Annotated in this window: 19 protein-coding genes; 10 read left to right on the top strand and 9 right to left on the bottom strand. The window is 47.6% G+C overall.

Features of this window, described 5'->3' with window-relative positions:
• Positions 1-11 precede the first annotated feature (11 nt).
• The 8 genes from Q0502_RS08725 to Q0502_RS08690 all read right to left on the bottom strand — a co-directional run bounded on the left by Q0502_RS08725 (position 12) and on the right by Q0502_RS08690 (position 6,241).
• The gene (locus tag Q0502_RS08725) at positions 12-1,844 is read right to left on the bottom strand and encodes an NADH-quinone oxidoreductase subunit NuoF (RefSeq protein ID WP_298649707.1); all 1,833 of its coding nucleotides are present in this window, start codon (positions 1,842-1,844) and stop codon (positions 12-14) included.
• A 10-nt stretch (positions 1,845-1,854) separates the two neighbouring features.
• Positions 1,855-2,244, bottom strand: a complete 390-nt coding sequence (locus Q0502_RS08720) for a (2Fe-2S) ferredoxin domain-containing protein (RefSeq protein ID WP_298649705.1) — start codon at positions 2,242-2,244, stop codon at positions 1,855-1,857.
• Between the two features lie 101 nt (positions 2,245-2,345).
• A complete protein-coding gene (locus Q0502_RS08715; RefSeq protein WP_298649703.1) occupies positions 2,346-2,912 on the bottom strand; it encodes an ATP-binding protein in 567 nt (188 codons plus the stop codon).
• Positions 2,905-3,705, bottom strand: coding sequence for a PHP domain-containing protein (locus tag Q0502_RS08710; RefSeq protein ID WP_298649701.1), 801 nt, complete (start codon positions 3,703-3,705; stop codon positions 2,905-2,907). Before Q0502_RS08710 ends, Q0502_RS08715 begins: the two co-directional genes overlap by 8 nt.
• Entirely contained in the window at positions 3,702-4,043 is a 342-nt protein-coding gene (locus Q0502_RS08705; protein WP_298649698.1) for a serine kinase, read from the bottom strand. Before Q0502_RS08705 ends, Q0502_RS08710 begins: the two co-directional genes overlap by 4 nt.
• The gene (locus Q0502_RS08700; protein WP_298649696.1) at positions 4,024-5,403 is read right to left on the bottom strand and encodes a [Fe-Fe] hydrogenase large subunit C-terminal domain-containing protein; all 1,380 of its coding nucleotides are present in this window, start codon (positions 5,401-5,403) and stop codon (positions 4,024-4,026) included. Before Q0502_RS08700 ends, Q0502_RS08705 begins: the two co-directional genes overlap by 20 nt.
• A 74-nt stretch (positions 5,404-5,477) precedes the next feature.
• Entirely contained in the window at positions 5,478-5,900 is a 423-nt protein-coding gene (locus Q0502_RS08695; RefSeq protein WP_298649694.1) for an ATP-binding protein, read from the bottom strand.
• A complete protein-coding gene (locus Q0502_RS08690) occupies positions 5,897-6,241 on the bottom strand; it encodes a DRTGG domain-containing protein (RefSeq protein WP_298649691.1) in 345 nt (114 codons plus the stop codon). Before Q0502_RS08690 ends, Q0502_RS08695 begins: the two co-directional genes overlap by 4 nt.
• Positions 6,242-6,569: 328 nt before the next feature.
• Here Q0502_RS08690 and lysS point away from each other — a divergent pair, with 328 nt between their 5' ends.
• The 9 genes from lysS (at position 6,570) to Q0502_RS08645 (ending at position 17,902) form a co-directional block, all read left to right on the top strand.
• Entirely contained in the window at positions 6,570-8,303 is a 1,734-nt protein-coding gene (lysS, locus tag Q0502_RS08685) for a lysine--tRNA ligase (protein ID WP_298649688.1), read from the top strand.
• Positions 8,304-8,330: 27 nt separating this feature from the next.
• Positions 8,331-9,326, top strand: coding sequence for an NAD(P)H-dependent glycerol-3-phosphate dehydrogenase (locus Q0502_RS08680; RefSeq protein WP_298649687.1), 996 nt, complete (start codon positions 8,331-8,333; stop codon positions 9,324-9,326).
• Positions 9,327-9,353: 27 nt separating this feature from the next.
• Positions 9,354-10,703 carry a glucose-6-phosphate isomerase gene (locus tag Q0502_RS08675; RefSeq protein ID WP_298649685.1) on the top strand — a complete coding sequence of 450 codons (1,350 nt, stop codon included), beginning with the start codon at positions 9,354-9,356 and terminating at the stop codon, positions 10,701-10,703.
• 160 nt (positions 10,704-10,863) lie between these two features.
• Positions 10,864-11,292: an SRPBCC domain-containing protein gene (locus Q0502_RS08670; protein ID WP_298649683.1), complete on the top strand. Its 429-nt coding sequence runs from the start codon at positions 10,864-10,866 to the stop codon at positions 11,290-11,292.
• A gap of 70 nt (positions 11,293-11,362) precedes the next feature.
• Positions 11,363-12,103 carry an HAD family hydrolase gene (locus Q0502_RS08665; protein ID WP_298649681.1) on the top strand — a complete coding sequence of 247 codons (741 nt, stop codon included), beginning with the start codon at positions 11,363-11,365 and terminating at the stop codon, positions 12,101-12,103.
• A 12-nt stretch (positions 12,104-12,115) separates the two neighbouring features.
• On the top strand, positions 12,116-13,549 hold the full coding sequence (locus tag Q0502_RS08660; protein ID WP_298649679.1) for a transglutaminase-like domain-containing protein: 1,434 nt from the start codon (positions 12,116-12,118) through the stop codon (positions 13,547-13,549).
• 111 nt (positions 13,550-13,660) lie between these two features.
• The gene (locus tag Q0502_RS08655; protein WP_298649677.1) at positions 13,661-15,586 is read left to right on the top strand and encodes an NAD(+) synthase; all 1,926 of its coding nucleotides are present in this window, start codon (positions 13,661-13,663) and stop codon (positions 15,584-15,586) included.
• A 10-nt stretch (positions 15,587-15,596) separates the two neighbouring features.
• Entirely contained in the window at positions 15,597-17,018 is a 1,422-nt protein-coding gene (locus Q0502_RS08650; protein WP_298649731.1) for an RNase adapter RapZ, read from the top strand.
• A gap of 74 nt (positions 17,019-17,092) precedes the next feature.
• The gene (locus tag Q0502_RS08645; RefSeq protein WP_298649675.1) at positions 17,093-17,902 is read left to right on the top strand and encodes a nucleotidyltransferase family protein; all 810 of its coding nucleotides are present in this window, start codon (positions 17,093-17,095) and stop codon (positions 17,900-17,902) included.
• Here Q0502_RS08645 and Q0502_RS08640 read toward each other — a convergent pair.
• A complete protein-coding gene (locus Q0502_RS08640) occupies positions 17,864-18,556 on the bottom strand; it encodes a DUF4143 domain-containing protein (protein ID WP_298649674.1) in 693 nt (230 codons plus the stop codon). The genes Q0502_RS08645 and Q0502_RS08640 overlap by 39 nt on opposite strands.
• A gap of 255 nt (positions 18,557-18,811) precedes the next feature.
• On the opposite strand from Q0502_RS08640, the gene Q0502_RS08635 reads away from it, so the two are divergent.
• Positions 18,812-19,987 (top strand): AGE family epimerase/isomerase, encoded by a 1,176-nt coding sequence (locus Q0502_RS08635; protein ID WP_298649672.1) that lies wholly within the window; start codon positions 18,812-18,814, stop codon positions 19,985-19,987.
• The last annotated feature ends 242 nt before the right edge of the window (positions 19,988-20,229 follow it).

The raw sequence follows: 20,229 nt of genomic DNA, 5'->3' as shown, positions 1-20,229 counted from the left end.
GTAATTGGCAATTAGTAATTGCTAATTGCTGCCACCTCTCTGGGATAATCATTTTTCAGGCTGATAGCATCGAACTGGCATTTCTCCATGCAGGCGCCGCATTTGATGCAGATATCCTGATTAATTACATGCACCTCTTTCTTTTCACCACTGATAGCATGTGTGGGACACACCCTTTTACAAGCCATGCACCCGATACAGTCCTCCTCCGATATCACATAATAGAGCAGATTCCGGCACTGCCCCGAACGGCATTTTTTATCATGGACATGTTCCATGTATTCATCCATGAAATTATCGAGTGTAGAGAGTACCGGGTTGGGAGATGTCTGCCCCAGACCGCACAAAGAAGTATCTTTGACGACACTTCCTAAGTTCCTGAGTTTCTCAATATCCTCCTGCATTCCTTTTCCTTCGGTAATCCTCCCGAGGGTTTCATGCAACCGCTTGTTACCTATGCGACAGGGAGCGCATTTTCCGCAGGACTCCTCCACAATGAAACCGAGGTAGAATTTTGCCACCGATACCATACAGTCATCTTCATCCAGTACGATCATCCCGCCCGATCCCATCATGGAACCTGCTGCAGTCAGGCTTTCGTAATCAATAGGCGTATCGAGATGCTTTTCAGTGAGGCAGCCCCCCGACGGCCCTCCGGTCTGTACCGCCTTGAACTTTTTCCCGTTCTTTATGCCGCCGCCGATCTCATAGATGATCTCCCGCAGGGTGATACCCATCGGCACCTCTATCAATCCCACATTATTGATCTTACCCGCAAGGGCGAACACTTTCGTCCCTTTCGACCTTTCCGTACCGATAGAGGAGAACCATTCAGCCCCTTTCAGTATGATCGCCGGTATATTAGCCAAAGTCTCCACATTGTTCACATTGGTCGGTTTTCCTAAATATCCGCTCTGCGCAGGGAATGGCGGCTTGTTGGACGGCTCACCCCGTTTCCCTTCCATGGAATGGATAAGCGCGGTTTCCTCACCACAGACAAATGCGCCGGCGCCATATCTCAATGTGATGTCGAAGCTGAAACCGGTGCCGAAGATATGGTCTCCCAGCAATCCGTATTCCTGCGCCTGTGCAATGGCAATTTTCAATCGTTTGATGGCCAGCGGATATTCCGCACGGATATAGATCAACCCTTTTGTGGCGCCTATACAATAGCCGCAGATAGCCATCGCTTCGAGGATGGAATGCGGGTCGCCTTCCAGGATGGAACGATCCATGAATGCGCCGGGGTCACCTTCATCGGCATTGCAGACCACATATTTCTGAGCGGCGTCATTCCTTGCCGCGATCTCCCATTTTAATCCGGTAGGGAAACCGGCGCCGCCGCGGCCCCGCAATCCCGACCGTTTGACCAGGTCGATAGTCTCCCGGGGGGTATACCCGGTAAGCACTTTTCCCAACGCCTGATAGGCGTCACGCGCGATAGACTCGTCAATATTCTCAGGATCGATGGAGCCGCAGTTCCGAAGCGCTATACGCAACTGCTTCTTGTAAAATCCCATATGTTTTGAATCGGGGACATGCTCTTCCGTTTCGGGGTCGGTATAGAGCAACCGGTATACCCGTCGGCCTTTGATAATATGCTCGTCGATGATCTCTTTGGCATCGACCGGCTTTACCTGCGTGTAAAAAGTATTATCAGGCAGGATTTTGAGGATGGGCCCCTTTTCACAAAAACCGAAACATCCGGTACGAATGACCTGCACATCTCCTTTCAGCCCCTTTCTTTCCACTTCGTCGCGCAGCATTTCATATACCAGGTTGCTTTCGGAAGAGTGGCAACCGGTACCGCCACAGACAAGTAAATGCATTTTGTATCGACTCATAAACAGTATTTCAAATGGTATTGTAATTCCGCGGGATGATACCATCCACCAATTCTCCTTCTTTGATATAACGCTCGATGATCGCGTCGGCTTTCCGGGTATCCACATAACCGAAGACCATCGGCTCCCTGCCCGGCAGGGTAATCTCTACGGTAGGCTCCGCAAAGCAGTATCCCATACAGCCCGTCTGTGTGACGACCGCGTCGATCTTTCTTTTGTCGAGTTCCTCTATAAAGAACTCCATCACCTCTTTGGCGCCCGAAGCAATACCACAGGTGGCCATTGCCACTTTCACCTGGACCAGCGAGTCGGGATCCTCCGCCCTGTCTCTGAGGCTCATGCGGTACCTCACCTCCTCCTGTTTCTTTTTCAGGTCGGCGAGTGTTTTGATTCCATCCATATTTATTCAAAGTTAATTGTTTATACTCTTTTTATTATTTGGGATTTGGGATTTGGGATTTGGGATCTTAAAATCCTGAAATCTTGAATCTTTGTTCTTATTCACATGCATAAAAATCCGCGTGACGGCTGTTTTTCGTAGATCTCCCTGAGGTTCCCCCGGATATATTCTTTCACTGCAGCCAGCATCTGAGGATGTTCCAATTCAATTTGCTGCTCCTTCAAAACATCCGAATCCAGGATAAATTCCGCTTTGTCTATCCGGCAGGTAAACCGGAAATGGACTTCGGGATTCGCTCTCAACAAAAGCACCAAATACCCGGCGATATCACCCAACGGCAGGCAGTCGGGATGGTCGGTCCGGTAAACTGCCTCGACAACGCTCCCCGCACCTTCTTCCGAAAATACACTCAATGCACCCCCCGCCTGTTCACAGGTCATTTTCAAAAAGGGGACTCCCAATCCGACCTTCCGGATAGTGCGGGTAGTAAAGAAGGGATCGCCCAATTTTTTCACCGTTTCCCCATCCATGCCGCTGCCATCATCCTTTACCCGGAACTGCAACGTATGGTCACGACTATTCTCCAACAGCTCGATTTCGATCTTCCCGGCGCCGGCGCGGAGGGAATTCTGCACGATATCCATCATATGCATGGCCAGATCAATCATAACCCGTCTCCTGTGTTATATTGTATATTCTTTCCGGAAAGGCTGATCCAGGTATACGGCCGGTTCCGTCACGGTATGTCCCGAACCGGCCATTAAAAAGCGCATCCGTAAAACCTCTCCAATTCAATTCCTCCATTTCAAACCGGGTATAGGCGCGGGCAATATCCTCAGGATAATGGGCGTCTGAACTTTGCAGGAAACGTTTCCCCTCCAACTCGGGATGCTCTTTGAGAAATTCTCCGGGCGTTGTCGCCTTCGAAATTTCCAACGCTTCATATTTCAGGTCAAAGGGTATAAAACCGAGTTGACTGATCAGGCTGTTCTTCGGCCGGTCGATATGCGCCGGCACGAAAATGCCACCCAGCCGGTGCACCTGGTCCGCTACACCTTCTACTCCCTCCTCTATACTCATAAATAATGATCGTTCTTCTTCATAGACGATCCGGTCGTTTTCATCCACGGCTACCTGATATCCAAAGCGATCAGGATCATTCTTCATATCGGTCATCCGTTCATCCAGATAAGATTGAAATGCTTCCATCGCCTGCAGGTGCGGAAAGTAACAGAGCGTATGTACCTCTTCCCGTGTATTCACCTCACAGCCGGGAATCACATAAATACCTTCCCGTTCGCCCAGCTCCATACAAACCGGTACATTCCGCGTACTATTATGATCGGTGATCGCGATCATCCGTAATCCTTTCTCCTTCGCGATACGGACAATGTTGCGCGGGCTCATTTCCAGATCTCCGCAGGGAGAGAGGCAGGTATGTATATGCAGATCGGCGTTCATCGGATTAAATACCGGTACAGTTCCCCCGCGGTTTCAAAGGCAGGTTTTCCCGATGCAAGGATGACCACCCCTTCGGAGTCGGCCTGCTCCAGCACCTCCTGATCTACTTTCCGTTCGTTGATCACGATAATGGCGCTCAATTCTTTCAGCGAAGCCACCGCCACAATATTCCTGTGCACCTGCGAGGTGATCCAGAGCATACCGGGCTGCGCCTTACCCATCACGTCGCTCAGCAGATCGGATACATAAGCGCCGTCCGCAGTTGTGCCGAGCCATTCTTTGCCGGACAGACACTCATATCGTAACTCCTCTTTCAGTTTATTCAGACTGGTTCCCATGTGAATCCCTGTATTTATTGAGCCTGTTCTTCCCCCATATCTTCTCTATGACTACAAAGGCCTGATCAGGACTCAGTTTATAATTTTTCTCCATAACACGCTGTACAAAAACACAATGCGAAATGCTGGCTTTTCCCTTCACAATATCCTCCGCAAGGTTTCTGCAACCGGGTGCGCCACAGGCTCCGCAATCGAAGCCGGGGAAATAAGTCATCAACCTCTCGATACGTTGCAGTTTAATGAGGGTTTTTTCCATATCTTCATCCAGCAAAAGGCCGCCGCGCGGATAGACAGGATCGACACCCGACACTGCATGAAGCGTCTCTTTGTAGTCCATCAGCGGGTTCCTCACCTTTCCGTTGTCGGCATCTTTCAGTTTTTGCAATCTCTTCTGGCGTTGTTCCAGCCTCTCCACTGCAAGAAATCTGTTCCCCGGGCACAGGATACCGCCCGCACAACCCTGGTCGCAGGCGCGCATCTCCAGAAAATCGATATCGGAGATATGTCCCGATTCGAGTTTTTCCAGAAACTCGATCACATTATCCATCCCGTCAATAGCAAGGCTTCTCCCGGGAAAATATTTTTTTTCGGTTCCGGATAACGACCAGTTGACCGAATCGGGGCTCATGTTGGCGAACGTCTTGTGCAACCCCGGTTTTTTGAAACTGTGTAAGATTTTAGATGCCTTATTATAGATCTCCGTCATATTGACAGTCCCGTCGATAGGCGACTTCACTTCTCCTACCGGTGCGCGGGCGGCCACAATTTTTGCGGCACAGGGAGTAACATAATAAATAGATAATTTTTCCGGACCGATACCCTTTTTCACTTTCGACCTCCGGAGATAAAGCGCGGCAATGTCGTGAGGCGCTTTTAACAACATGATCTGCTCGGTAAGTGAAGGATACCGCACCTGGATAAGCCGTACGACCGCGGGACAATAGGAACTGATGAGCGGATGCGGGGGATCTCCTTTCGCCACGGAGCGGTAGGCTTCCTTCATGAAATCCACCGCCTGCTCCACTTCGAACACCTCATCGAAACCAACCTGTTTCACGGCATTCAAAACCTGTGTGGCGGAATACTCTGAAGGGAACTGGCCGATAAAAACAGAAGGCACAAGGGCGATCTTGTAGTTCTCCGGGGGAAGAGAGGCAAGCCCATCATCTTTTGCATAGACCGCCCGCTGCGGACAGACACGAAAACACTCACCGCAATCGACACATCTTTCGGGTTGTATGCACGCATACCCGTCCACGATGCGGATAGCCCCTGTGGAACATACACGCATACAATGCGAGCATCCGATGCATCTGTCCGGGTCGATCTGTATGGAATGGGCATAGTTCCTGTCTTTCATTAGAATAAAAAGTAAAAAATAAAGAACAAAGAGTGAACCTGGTTTTTGGAATTTTATTCCATTAAGCTTGTCCTCTAATTATTTAGTTTAACGAAATAGCTCAATTCCAATCGTGTTCCCACACCGGGGGTGGAAGTGAGCGTCATCTCATCACTGTTCTTTTTAATATTGGGTAATCCCATCCCCGCTCCGAATCCCATCTGGCGAACCTCTTCCGTTGCCGTGGAGAACCCCTCTTCCATAGCTTTTCCGATATCTTCGATACCGGGGCCCTCATCTTCCACCACTACCCAGATACAGAACGGTTGAATATCCACGCTCATAATACCCCGGTAAGCATGGGCTACCACATTCATCTCCGCCTCATAAAGCGCAACCGCGACCTTTCGCAACAGAAGGGGGGAAATATTGAACTGCTTCAATGTTTTCTTTACTTCCGAACTCGCACTACCCGCGGTGCTGAAATTACCCCCTTCTATATAGTACTCTATTTTCATCCCAAAATCGGTTTCAATCCGTTTTGATAAAGCTTACCGGAGATATCGAACACAGTCAATCCGGATTCAATGACCGCTATATTATTTTCTTTTGCCAGTTGAATCATCTCGTTCGAGACCCGTTTACCGCGAGCGAAAATAACACAAGAAATATTGGATATCTCCGCCGTGCGGATAGCCTGCAAAGTACATAAGCCTGTTATCAGGAGCGTGTTTTCCATATAATAACGCAGCACATCGCTCATCAGATCCGATGCAAAAGCACTCGTGTAACGGTTGGGGATGTCCGGTGCAAAGAGCAGTTCCCCGTTTACTATTTCACTTACCCGATCAATATCCATCTTCAGAGGGTGCAAGAATTAACAAAATGTCGGCCATACCAACACTTTTACCCGGATTCTCCGGAATAAATTATCACAATGCACAAATAATATTACAAAAATAAATAATAATTTCTAATTAAAGAATTTTTTCCGTAATTTAGACTGATTATACGGAATAAATTTGTTTGATTATCTAAACACGGGGAAAAGCCTGAAAGAAACAGTAGAATAAAATTCAAAATATCCATATTAGTGAATTATTTTGTACTTTTGCAGGCAAAGTGCCATTGCCTCGTCGGTATCCATTAGGGAGGGGGTGAAAATGGCTGCGAAAACAATCCTATTTATGCACAATTCAGAACTGAGTGAACAGGAGATCATACGCCGGCAAAGCCTGGAGGAGTTGAGGGCATTGGGCGTAGAACCTTATCCCGCCGCCCTGTATGATGTAAACGCCTATTCCACAGATATAAAAAACGAATTCAGTGACGATGCCGAACACCGTCCGGTAAGTATTGCAGGCCGCATTATGAGCCGCCGCATCATGGGAAAAGCATCCTTTATCGAATTGATGGATTCCAAAGGCCGCATACAGGTCTATATTACCCGTGACGATATTTGTCCCGGTGAAGACAAAGAGTGCTACAATACCGTATTTAAGAGACTGACCGATATAGGCGATTTCGTGGGTGTGGAGGGCTTTGTTTTCCGCACAAAAACAGGGGAGATCTCCGTACATGCGGAAAAACTCACACTGCTGTCAAAATCATTGAAACCGCTGCCTGTCGTGAAAATGAAAGACGGTGTAGCCTATGATAAATTCTCCGACCCCGAACTGCGTTACCGACGGCGATATGTAGACCTGCTGGTGAATGACGGGGTGAAAGATATCTTTGTGAAAAGGACCGGTATCTTCGATGCCATGCGTGAGTTTTTTAACGGCTATGGTTATCTGGAAGTGGATACTCCCGTGCTGCAAAGTATTCCCGGCGGAGCTGCCGCACGCCCGTTCATTACACACCTGAATGCACTTGATATTGAGCTCTATCTTCGAATTGCCAATGAGCTTTACCTGAAACGGCTGATCGTGGGCGGATTTGAAGGCGTTTACGAGTTCTCGCGCAATTTCCGCAACGAAGGGATGGATCGCACGCACAATCCGGAATTCACGGTAATGGAGATATACGTTGCCTATAAAGATTACAAATGGATGATGGAATTCACCGAACAGATGCTGGAGTTCGTCACGATGAAAGTACTCGGAACGACGAAGGTGAAGTCAGGTGAAACCGAGATCGATTTCAAGGCACCCTACAGACGGGTAACCATGCTCGATGCCATCAGGGAACATACCGGCATCGATATCAGCGGGATGGACGAGAACCAACTGCGGGATGTATGCAAACAACTGGGTGTGGAACAGGATGAGACAATGGGTAAAGGGAAACTGATCGATGAGATCTTCGGTGAAAAGGCCGAAGGAAAATATATTCAGCCCACTTTCATCATCGACTATCCCATCGAGATGTCGCCTCTCTGCAAACGCCACCGTGAAAATCCCGAACTGACCGAACGGTTCGAGTTGATGGTCAACGGGAAGGAGCTGGCCAACGCCTATACTGAACTGAACGACCCGATCGATCAGCGCGAACGGTTCGAAGAGCAACTCCGCCTCTCGGAAAAAGGGGATGACGAAGCGATGTTCATAGACCAGGATTTCCTGCGTGCCTTAGAATACGGTATGCCGCCCACATCAGGGATGGGTATCGGGATGGACAGGCTTGCCATGCTGCTTACGGGACAAACCTCTATACAGGAAGTACTGCTTTTCCCGATAATGCGTCCGGAAAAAACGGCAAAAAAGGATGCTGCCTCGCAATATACCGATATCGGGATACCGCAAGAGTGGGTCGACCCGCTCCAGCAGGCAGGGTATAACCAGGTAAAAAACCTCAAAGAGATGAACCCCAACAAGCTTCATCAGGAGGTATGCGGATTGAATAAAAAATTCAAACTGAATTTGAACAATCCCACCCCCGAAGAAGTGAAAACATGGGTAGCCAATGCTTCGGAACTGTAATACCGGATTGTCAGAAAAAAACATATAATGGATTCTATCGGTAAAATCTGTATTTTGGGCGGCGGCACATGGGGAACAGCGCTGGCGAAAATCGTCCTGATGAACCAAAAACATATGAACTGGTTCATCCGGCGGGACGATCAGATAGAGGGTTTTTATAAACTCGGCCACAATCCCAGCTATCTGACCAATGTAAAATTCAACCTGGCGCAGATCACCTTTTATTCCAACATGGAGAAGGCGATCAAGGAATCGGACACCATCATCATCGCCATTCCCTCTCCCTATGTGAAACAATATTTCCGCCGCATCTGGAACAACACCTTCCGGGGAAAATTCATGGTATCGGCGCTGAAAGGGATTATCCCGAACGACAATATGGTGATGAGTGAATTCCTCGCCGACAATTTTAAGATCCCTTTTGAAGACATAGGCGTTCTCTCAGGTCCCTGTCATGCCGAAGAAGTGGCGCTGGAGCGACTCTCGTTCCTGACCGTGGCCAGTAAGGATGAGACAAAAGCAAAGCTACTTGCAGAGGCAATCAATTCAAGGGTACTCAAAGCAGGTGTATCGGATGATGTGGTGGGTATTGAACTGGCTGCCGTACTGAAGAATATCTACGCTATCGCAGCGGGTATCTGTCAGGGACTTCTCTATGGCGACAACTTTCAGGCAGTGCTGATGAGTAACTGTGCCAAGGAGATGTCGCGTTTTCTCAACGGCGTAGTTCCTCTTGAACGCAATATCACCGAACAGCATTATCTGGGCGATATGCTGGTGACCGGCTATTCACAGTTCAGCAGGAACAGGACGCTCGGGGCGATGATCGGGAAAGGCTATTCCGTGAAGTCGGCGCAACTGGAGATGGAGATGATCGCCGAAGGATACTATGGGGCAAAATGTATCTATGAACTGAACAGCCGTTTCAATATCAATATGCCCATTGCCGAAACGGTCTACCGGATCCTTTACGAAAAGCTTTCCCCACAGAACGGTATCAAGAAGCTGATCGATTTATTTTGAAATCAACAAATCAACAAATCAACAAAAATGGATACGATTCAATTACAGATCAAAGATCTCTCCGGGTTCCTTTCGGAAGAGGATATTCTGAAACAGTCGGCAGGAGCCACTATCTGCAATCAGGCACTCCATGACGGCTCCCGCGAAGGTAACGATTTCCTGGGATGGGTAACCCTCCCCTCCTCTATTACGGACCAGGTACTGAGGGAGATCGAAGATGCGGCAACGGTACTCCGGACGCACTGCGAGGCAGTAGTGGTAGTGGGTATCGGCGGCAGTTACCTCGGCGCCCGCGCCGTGATCGACGCCCTCTCCTGCTCATTCGACTGGCTGCAGGAGAAAGAAGCACGCAAAAATCCGGTGATCCTTTATGCCGGAAATAACATCAGCGAAGATTATCTCTGTGAACTGATGCGTTATCTCGACGACAAACAGTTCGGCATCATCAATATCTCCAAATCGGGCACGACCACCGAACCGGCTATCGCTTTCCGGCTGCTGAAAGACCAACTGGAAGACAAAGTAGGGAAAGAAGAGGCAAGAAGACGGATTGTAGCCATCACCGACGCATCGAAAGGAGCCCTTCGTACCCTGGCCGACACGGAAGGATACAAAACATTCGTCATCCCCGACAATGTAGGGGGACGCTATTCCGTACTCACGCCCGTGGGATTGCTTCCCATTGCCGTGGCAGGGATAGATATCCGCAAACTGGTAGGCGGTGCTGTGGAAATAGAAAAAGCTACCGCACCTTCCACCTCCTTCGATTACAATCTCCCCGCCATCTACGCAGTGATCCGTAATGAACTGTACAAGCGGGGCAAGAAGATCGAGATCTTAGTGAACTATCACCCTAAACTTCATTACCTGGCCGAATGGTGGAAGCAACTTTACGGAGAAAGCGAAGGGAAAGAAGGTCTAGGGATCTTCCCGGCAGCAGTCGATTTCACCACCGACCTGCACTCTATGGGCCAATGGATACAAGAGGGAGAGCGCACCATCTTCGAAACGGTGATATCGATCGGGGAAGCGAACGAAAAAGTGCGGATCCCGCGCGATGAGAGGGATCTCGACGGATTAAACTATCTGGAAGGGAAACGGGTGGATGAAGTGAATAAGATGGCGGAACTGGGTACACGCATCGCGCATGTGGACGGAGGCGTTCCCAACCTATCTATTGAAATACCCAGGTTGAATGAAAAATATATCGGACAGTTGATCTATTTCTTCGAAAAAGCATGCGGCATCAGCGGCTATCTGCTCGGGATCAATCCGTTCAACCAGCCGGGAGTGGAAGCCTACAAAAAGAATATGTTCTCCCTGCTGGAAAAACCCGGTTACGAGGAAGCAACCAAAGTGATCAAAGCAAGATTATAATTTTCTTTTCCTTATTATCTTGTCATATGGTAAGAAAAGTTGCCCGCCGGCAACTTTTTCTATTTAGTGACTGTTAAACCAACAGAGTATTTCCCGTTGGTTCGTTTAAAGCGAAGCAATAAAGAAATAACAAAGTTATTAACAGTCAAATAATTATGGTATGAAAACAATCTCATTTGAAAAGAAAATACATGCTCCGATTGAAAAAGTATGGGAAACGTTGTGGAATGACGATACATACCGGGAATGGACAAAACATTTTATGCCGGGATCTCACTATGAGTCGGACTGGAAAATCGGAGGAAAGACACTGTTTCTGGATCCGGACCGTAACGGAATGATTGCGACCATCACGAAACTGGAAGAACCATATGAAGTAATTTTCAACCATCTGGGCGAAGTGCTGAACGGAATTGAAGGCAAAAGCTACGGAGAGGGAGGGTCTTTTGAAAAATACCTGCTGAGTGAATCGGATGGCATTACCACACTGACCGTATCCGTTGATATCGAGGATGAATATGAACATGATATGGATGAAGGATTTACCAACGGATTAGAAGAAGTAAAACGGCTGGCTGAAAACAAATAAATTGCACAACACCGGTTTTTTTTGTATATTTGAACCATCAAGCGAATCATAATCGCAACAAACGTTCAAGATGGAACAAATACTTTCAGATTATCTTCATACACATTCGTTCACGCATTTCGATCTTAAAGCCGTTATCTTCGATATGGACGGCGTACTATATGATTCCATGCCGGCCCATGATAAGTCGTGGCGGCAGACTATGGATGAAAGGGCACTCCACCACCTGACCCACGAATTTTATCTTCAGGAAGGCCGGATCGGCAAATCGACCATCGACGCCGTTTTTCAACGAAACCTGCACCGTGATGCCACGGATGAGGAAATAAAAAAGATTTATGCCCGTAAAACTGAACTGTTCCAGCAATATAACAGTGGCAAGATCCTTCCCGGAGCTGCGGAAATACTGGAATTTGTACAGGTGAACGGGCTAAAGCCCGTGCTGGTCACCGGATCAGGTCAACCCTCGCTGCTGGACCGGCTCGACATTCATTTCCCCGGCGTGTTCACGCCTCAAACCATGGTGACCGCTTTCGACGTGGAGCACGGCAAACCCGACCCTGAGCCCTATCTGATGGGGCTGCAGAAAGGCGGCAATCTGAAACCCAATCAAGCCATTGTGATAGAGAATGCACCGCTGGGTATCGAATCGGCCGTCGGAGCCGGTATCTTTACCATCGCCGTGAATACAGGTCCCCTCCCCGACTCCGTCTTGACCGACGCAGGCGCTTCGGTAGTTTTCGACTCCATGACTTCGCTGCTCAAAAATCTTCCGGATTTTTTTCAAATTGTGCGCAACGTTCAACTTTAAAAATCACAACCCATGAGAACAACTTTGGGCTTACTTATTCTTCTGTTCCTGCTCGACTGTTCTTCACCAAAACGCCAGGATCCTATCAGGGAGATCAACAAAGAGATCGTATCAGGAAATTTCACAAGAGCAGCAGCACTGATCGATTCACTTGTACAGGAAGGACAGCTAAACGAACCGCAACAGCGGACCCTTCTTTTTACGCAAGACTCTTTGCACAGGGTAAAACTGGATTTCAACAAAACAAAGGATGAAATAATCGATTGGATAGAAAAAAACCGGTTGTTTACCCCTTCCGATTCACTGATGGATAGTTGGGAACGATCCAAAACACTCGAATTCAGGATCATCGACGGGGAAAAACGATATTTCCGGAATGCCGCACCCAATATATTCCGGGTAGATGCTTCGGCGAGAGAGCTGACAAAGATCCTCGCGCCCGGATCAGATACACCGCGCGATTCGTTGCTCATCAACGCGTTCAATCATAAAACTGAGAGTGAAATAAAAGGGAAATATCTTCTTCCTAAGAAAACAATGAGAGCGCGATACACACTAATGGTAAACGCAGATGTTGTTCCCGACGGAGAAATATTGAAAGCCTGGTTACCGTTTCCGAGAAAAGATGTCAGCAGACAAACGGATGTAAAATTGCTGGCAACCTCACCATCCGACTACATCTTATCTGACGACAAAACAGCACACACGAGCCTGTATATGGAACAAAAAGCAGTAGGAGGCAAACCGACAGTTTTTTGGATCGATTTCGGATTCACTTCCCGGGGAGAGTGGTTCGATCTATCTGAGATAGAGGCAGCACCTTATGATAAAAGCAGCATAGTATTCCAAACATATACTGCGGAACAAAAGCCACACATCCGGTTTTCGGAAAACATCCGGAATCTGACCGACAGTGTAACCCGAAATGCCCGAACGCCTGTAGAGATCCTGCAGGCAGTTTATCGTTATATTGCTGCCGGCTTTCCCTGGGCAAGCGCACTCGAATATTCCACCATCGCCAATATTCCCGAATATGTCGTTGAAAACCGCAAAGGCGATTGCGGACAGGTAACACTGCTGATGATGACGATGTTGCGATACAAAGGTATTCCGGCCCGTTGGCAAAGCGGATGGATGACGCATCCGGGAGAGGTGAACCTGCACGACTGGGCAGAAGTCTATTTTGAAGGTACGGGCTGGATCCCGGTCGATATCTCATTCGGGCGCGGCGGGGCAGTCCCTATCCAGCCGGGACAGGAGTTTTTCATGAGTGGTATCGATTCCTACCGTTTGTATATCAATTCCGGTTTTTCGGGGGAATTTTATCCCGGGAAAAAATACCCCCGTAGCGAAACGGTAGATTTTCAGCGGGGTGAGGTGGAGTCCGGCCAATGGAATCTTTATTTTGATCGATGGAAATATAAAATGGAATTAATCTATCAATAATTGAGTCTATGCGTGCTCTTTCCTTTGTAAAAGAACAGTTTTCATTTTACGCGCTTGGGAAGACGAAGTTTTTCATGTACTTTTGTGATAAAGATTGCAAACCCATTGAATATGAACATAAATGATTACGGATTCCTACGCGTGGCGGCCGCATCACCGAAACTGAAGGTGGCGGACTGCGATTACAATACCACCGAAATAAAACGGGTAATAGAGCAGGCTCAGCGGGAAGATGTACAGATCCTCTGTTTCCCGGAACTGTGCCTCACGGCCTATAGCTGCGGCGATCTTTTCTTTCAGAAAACGTTGCAGCAGAAAGCGATGGAATCTTTGTCCGTGCTGATCCGTTTCATGCAAGAGGAACCGTCGCTCATCGTCATCGTGGGACTTCCCCTGCGTATCCAAAGCAGCCTCTACAACGTTGCCGCCGTATTGTCGGGCGAAGGGATCCTGGGTATTGTTCCCAAAACATATATTCCCAACAACAATGAGTATTACGAAAAAAGATGGTTCACCTCCGGGAAGGATCTTTCCGATCTTTCAGTAGATATCGAGGGTAAGAACGTACCGGTATCTTCGAAAGGGATGATTTTCCACACTCCTTTCGCCGCTTTCGGTATAGAGATCTGCGAAGACCTGTGGATGCCTGTCCCGCCATCATCCGGATTAGCTATACAGGGGGCCGAACTGATCTTTAACCTCTCGGCCAGCAACGAACTGGTGGGCAAGAACCACTATCGGAAGTCGCTCATACTGCAACAATCGGGACGGTGTAACGCAGCATATATCTACGCTTCGGCAGGCTGGGGTGAATCTACTACCGATATGGTCTTCTCCGGAGCTTGCTTCATCACCGAAAACGGATCCATGCTGGCCGAGTCGGAACGATTTTCACCGGAAAGCGAACTGATCATTACCGACATCGACATCGACGCGTTGCGCTACGACCGCTTGAAAAACAGCAACTATACGGCAACAGCGCCATACGGCACAAGCGGGATCGACTGCTATATCGATTTTGTGACTTCAGACAAAATATATCGAAGGTTCAATCCGCATCCTTTTATACCCCCGGAAAAAGATCACGATGAAAGCCTTTCGGAGGTGTTCAATATTCAGACACATGGACTGGCCAAACGACTGTTGCATACCGGTGTAGAGAAAGTGACCATCGGTATTTCGGGCGGACTGGACTCTACGCTGGCGCTTCTGGTAACCGTCAAAGCATTCGACCTGCTGGGTCTCCCCCGCGAAAATATCCATGGTATCACTATGCCCGGGTTCGGAACTACCGGCAGGACATACGGCAATGCCGTGGCCCTGATGAAATCATTGGGAGTAACCGTTAAGGAAATATCCATTGTGGATGCCGTCACACAACATTTCAGGGATATCGGCCACGATCCGGACCATCACGACGTAACCTATGAGAACAGCCAGGCACGGGAACGCACCCAGATACTGATGGATTATGCCAACAAGATAGGAGGCCTGGCGGTAGGCACCGGAAATATGTCGGAGCTGGCGCTGGGCTGGGCGACCTATAACGGGGACCATATGTCGATGTACGGCGTCAACACAAGTGTGCCGAAAACGCTCGTCGCTACCCTTGTAAAGTGGATCGCCGATGCCCGGACAGATGAAGAATCCTCCCGCAGGATATTACACGATATACTCGACACTCCCTTCAGCCCCGAACTGCTCCCGGCCGGTGAGGATGGGAAAATTGCACAGGAAACCGAATACTTCGTAGGCCCTTACGAACTGCATGATTTCTTCCTGCATCGTATGCTCCGTTATGGCGACACTCCGTCACGCATACTCTTTATGGCCGGGCAGGCGTTTGAAGGGAAATACTCTCCCGAAGAAATAGTGAAATGGCTGAAACTGTTCTACAGAAGGTTCTTTGCCCAACAGTTCAAACGCTCCTGCCTGCCCGACGGTCCTAAAGTAGGATCGGTAAACCTCTCTCCCCGCGGTGACTGGCGCATGCCGAGCGATGCATCGGCAAACGCCTGGACTAAAGAGTTAGAATAACAAGATAATAATTGATATGCAACAACTTATATCTCTTTTCACCACGTACACCGGAAAAGGAAGTCCCACGCTGGAAGCGTTACCCTCTTCCGGATCGAACCGGAGATATTTTCGCCTGAAAAAGGATGATCTATCGCTTATTGGCGTGCATGGGAAATCGCGTGAGGAAAATCATGCATTTATAGAACTGTCCCGTCATTTTCACCGACAACAATTGAACACCCCTGAGGTATTTGCCGTTTCGGAGGATGAAATGTTCTATATCCAACAGGACCTGGGAGATGAGATCCTGTTCGATACCATAAAAGGCGGCAGACTGACGGGCGTTTTCAGTCATGAAGAGAAAGCGCTCCTGCACAAAACCATTGCGATGCTTGCCGATTTTCAGGTAAAAGGTGCACAGGGGCTCGATTTTGGAGCCTGCTATCCTCAACCCGGCTTCAACAGCCGCTCCGTATATTGGGATTTAAACTACTTCAAATATAATTTCCTGAAGACTACGGGTATGGAGTTTCAGGAAGACCTGCTGGAGAATGATTTTGAAAAACTGGCAGGGAACCTGCTTCGGGAGCAACCGCAAACTTTCATGTACCGCGATTTTCAATCGCGCAACGTGATGCTGGTGGACGGAAATCCCTATTTTATCGATTTCCAGGGCGGCAGGAAAGGTCCCGTCTATTATGATGTGGCCTCATTCCTATGGCAGGCCAAAGCCAATTTCCCGGAAGAGTTGCGGGATGAGCTCATTCTCACATATATAGAGTCACTTAAAAAATACCAGCCAGTAGACGAGACCTATTTTCCGAAACAACTGCGCCAGTTCGTCCTTTTCCGCACATTGCAGGTTCTCGGGGCTTACGGATTCAGGGGGTATTTTGAGAAAAAGCCCCATTTTATCCAAAGCGTACCGTTCGCCCTGAACAATCTCCGGGATTTGCTGAAAGAAGGTTTCGACGAATATCCCTATCTCAGCGGCATATTGCAGGAGATGACGGAACTGAAACAATTTGCCGACTCCCGGAAACGTGAACTGGAAGTGCGTATCTATAGTTTCGCTTATAAAAAAGGGATACCCGATGATACGTCCGGCAACGGTGGGGGCTACGTGTTCGATTGCCGCGCCATCAATAATCCGGGAAAATATGAACGGTATAATAATGTAACCGGGCTGGATGAACCGGTGATCCAGTTTCTTGAAGAGGACGGCGAGATGTTGGAATTCCTTGACAATATCTATCCGCTTGTGGACAGGCATGTGAAACGATACAAGGATCGGGGTTTTACCGACCTGATGATCTCGTTCGGATGTACGGGCGGGCAACACCGCTCGGTCTACGCCGCCCGGAAAACGGCGGAGCATATTTCGAAAAAATTCGGCATCAAAGTCTCGCTGGTACACCGGGAGCAGAATCTGGAACAGGTCTTTCGATAAAAGAAGGATAATTAATTCAACTGGCTAATTAAGTAAGTCTTTATTCTTTGCTCCTTATTCTTTATTTTTAGTATATGAAAGCGATGATATTTGCCGCGGGGCTCGGCACGAGATTGAAACCCCTCACCGACACCATGCCGAAAGCGCTGGTACCGGTCGGCGGGAAACCGTTGTTACAGCATGCGATTGAAAAACTGAAAGCCGCCGGATTCGATGAGATCATCATCAACGTGCATCATTTTGCACCGCAGATCATTGATTTTGTAGAGGCAAATCATCATTTTGGTATTCATATTGAGTTTTCCGATGAACAGGAGAAACTGCTCGATACGGGAGGAGGGATCAAAAAGGCTTCCCCGTTCTTCAACGACAATAAGCCGTTTCTGGTGCATAATGTCGATATTCTTTCCAATACCGACTTACGGAAATTATATGAAGCACATGCACAAAGTCATATCCCGGATTCAAGGCGACAAGCCGGTCTGCATTCATTGCACGGAACAGAAATACCACCCGCACAAAGCAGCCCACTCACTACTCTGGTTTGCAGCGAACGGAAGACCTCGCGCTACCTCCTCTCCGACAGCAATGACCGCCTGAAAGGATGGATCAATGAAAGAACAGGTGAAGTGAAATCACCTTTTCCCCATTTCGATCCCCGGCATTACAGAAAATTGGCTTTTGCAGGAATCCAGATTCTCGAACCCTCTATCTTCCAGTATATGGCCGACCTTCCGGACCGTTTTTCTATTATCGAATTTTACCTTTCTATATGTGATAAAGAAGAACTGGCCTGTTATATCCCGGATAACCTGAAACTGATCGATGTAGGAAAAACGGAATCTCTAAAAGAAGCCGCGCAATTTCCGGACGGGCTCTTCTGATATTTTTACTATAGCTCTTCTGACATTTTTACTATAAATGACAAAAATCTGTCCCGAGACAACTTTGCCTACTGTTACCGGACACAGAAAGCCGCATATAAAGGAACTGATTTTATTCCGTTTGGAGCACAAAATCCACCTCGGCAGTATTGTCGTTTTCCAATAAAGTAGTGGAATTAAATTTGCGGAAAAAGCTTGTGCAACATAGTTTTCAGCAATGGCTCCCATGAACGGGGTTTCCATTTCAAGAGGGGAGAGAATAGCTTGTGCTGCCATGCCCGATTGCATGATAAGCATACCAACATCCGACATATACAGTTTAAAATCACTCAAATCAACATGAACTTTTATAGGCATGGTCCCCTGAGTCGTTTTCTGACATTTAAGAACAATGCCGGCATATCTGAGCCATTCTATTGATTCTCCGAAAATAGTAGCACTTCCACCTTTTTGTACGACACTGTATTGAAACTTGCGATTCTCTTTTGCCAATTGAGCAGGAATAGATTCATAACAGGCTCGTATCTTACTACTTGTGGAAGGTTCCGCATATTTCGCCATATCAGCAATATATTCATTCAGAATTCTGTTTTGGATATCGGCAACCGCTACAAAGCTGTTGGTGTTTATAAATTCCTTGACAGTGGCGGGCATACAAATTCTTGTTTGCCGAACTCTTGTAAAATATAACTTTTTCCAATCTGGCGCGCCCCATCTTTTAACTTAAATTCTCACTGATTATCGCGTATCATATAGTTAAACTTCGTTAATAACTCAATATTTAATAAATTATTTTACTTTTATATTTGAATATATGAATTTATTAATCTTAATTTGCAGATATATCTTAAAACTGCTAGCTTATAATTAGCAGTAAATATAATTAAATTATGATACAAAATGGAAGGGATGAACAATTTTAACATATTGACCTTGCAATATAAAACGGAATTACTTGAAAATGTGATTCCTTTCTGGCTTACGCACTCGCAGGACAGTGAATTCGGCGGATATTTCACCTGCCTCGACCGGCAGGGGAATGTGTTCGACACCGATAAATTTATATGGCTTCAGGGTCGTCAGATATGGTTGTTCTCCATGTTGTATAATAAGGTGGAAAAACGGCAGGAATGGCTCGATTGCGCCATACAAGGCGCTGAGTTCCTAAAAAGGTATGGGCATGACGGCAACTTCAACTGGTATTTCTCGCTTACCCGCGAAGGAAAACCATTGGTGGAACCGTACAATATCTTCTCCTACACTTTCGCGGCAATGGCGTTCGGACAACTGAGTCTGGCCACCGGGAATCAGGAATACGCCGATATTGCCAAACGCACTTTCGATATCATTCTCTCCAGGCGGAACAATCCCAAGGGGAGATGGAACAAAGCCTATCCCGGTACCCGTCCGCTCAAAGGATTCTCCCTGCCGATGATCCTCAGTAACCTCACCTTGGAAATCGAACATCTGCTCGACAAAGAGATTGTCGAACAAACTATGGAAGAATGTATCCATGAAGTGATGGAAGTATTCCTGCGTCCCGAGTTGGGAGGGATTATCGTGGAAAATGTGAACCAGGATGGCTCCCTGTCCGATTCCTTCAGCGGCCGTTTGGTAAATCCCGGGCACGGGATAGAAGCCATGTGGTTTATCATGGACCTGGGAGTGCGGCTTAACCGTCCCGAACTGATAAGGAAGGCAACCGAGACCACCCTGAAAACCCTAGAATACGGCTGGGACAAAGAGTATGGTGGCATCTTTTACTTTATGGACAGAAAAGGAGTTCCACTACAGGAATTGGAGTGGGACCAGAAACTATGGTGGGTACATGTGGAAACATTGATATCGCTGCTGAAAGGGTATCAATTAACCGGCTCTGAGAAGTCTCTCCAATGGTTTAAAAAAGTACACGACTACACCTGGAGTCATTTCAAAGATCCGGAATATTCCGAATGGTGGGGATACCTGAATCGTCGTGGTGAAGTACTGCTCGATCTGAAAGGAGGCAAATGGAAAGGCTGTTTCCATGTGCCGAGGGGATTATACCAGTGTTGGAAAATACTGGAAGCAATCGATGCAAAATGAGATGAGGGTAATTGATAGTTTTCGTTAAACGGGAGCAGGTCAATTAATTTATTTTACCGAGCACAGAACTATTTCGCAAAACCAAATGGGTGGAGTCTGGTTTGTTGAACTATGCCTTGGTGGAAAATAATCTGAATTAATCGAAAATCAATGATTTAAAAACAATGATAATATATCAATAAGATAGGATCACGTCCGAATTTTTGTATTGTATGCACTCTAATTCAATTTACCTTCAAGCG

The organism is uncultured Proteiniphilum sp. (assembly GCF_937873925.1).
In the GTDB taxonomy this organism is placed as follows: Bacteria; Bacteroidota; Bacteroidia; order Bacteroidales; family Dysgonomonadaceae; genus Proteiniphilum.
Note: the sequence above shows the minus strand (reverse complement) of the source record. Positions and strands in the feature narration are given on the sequence as shown.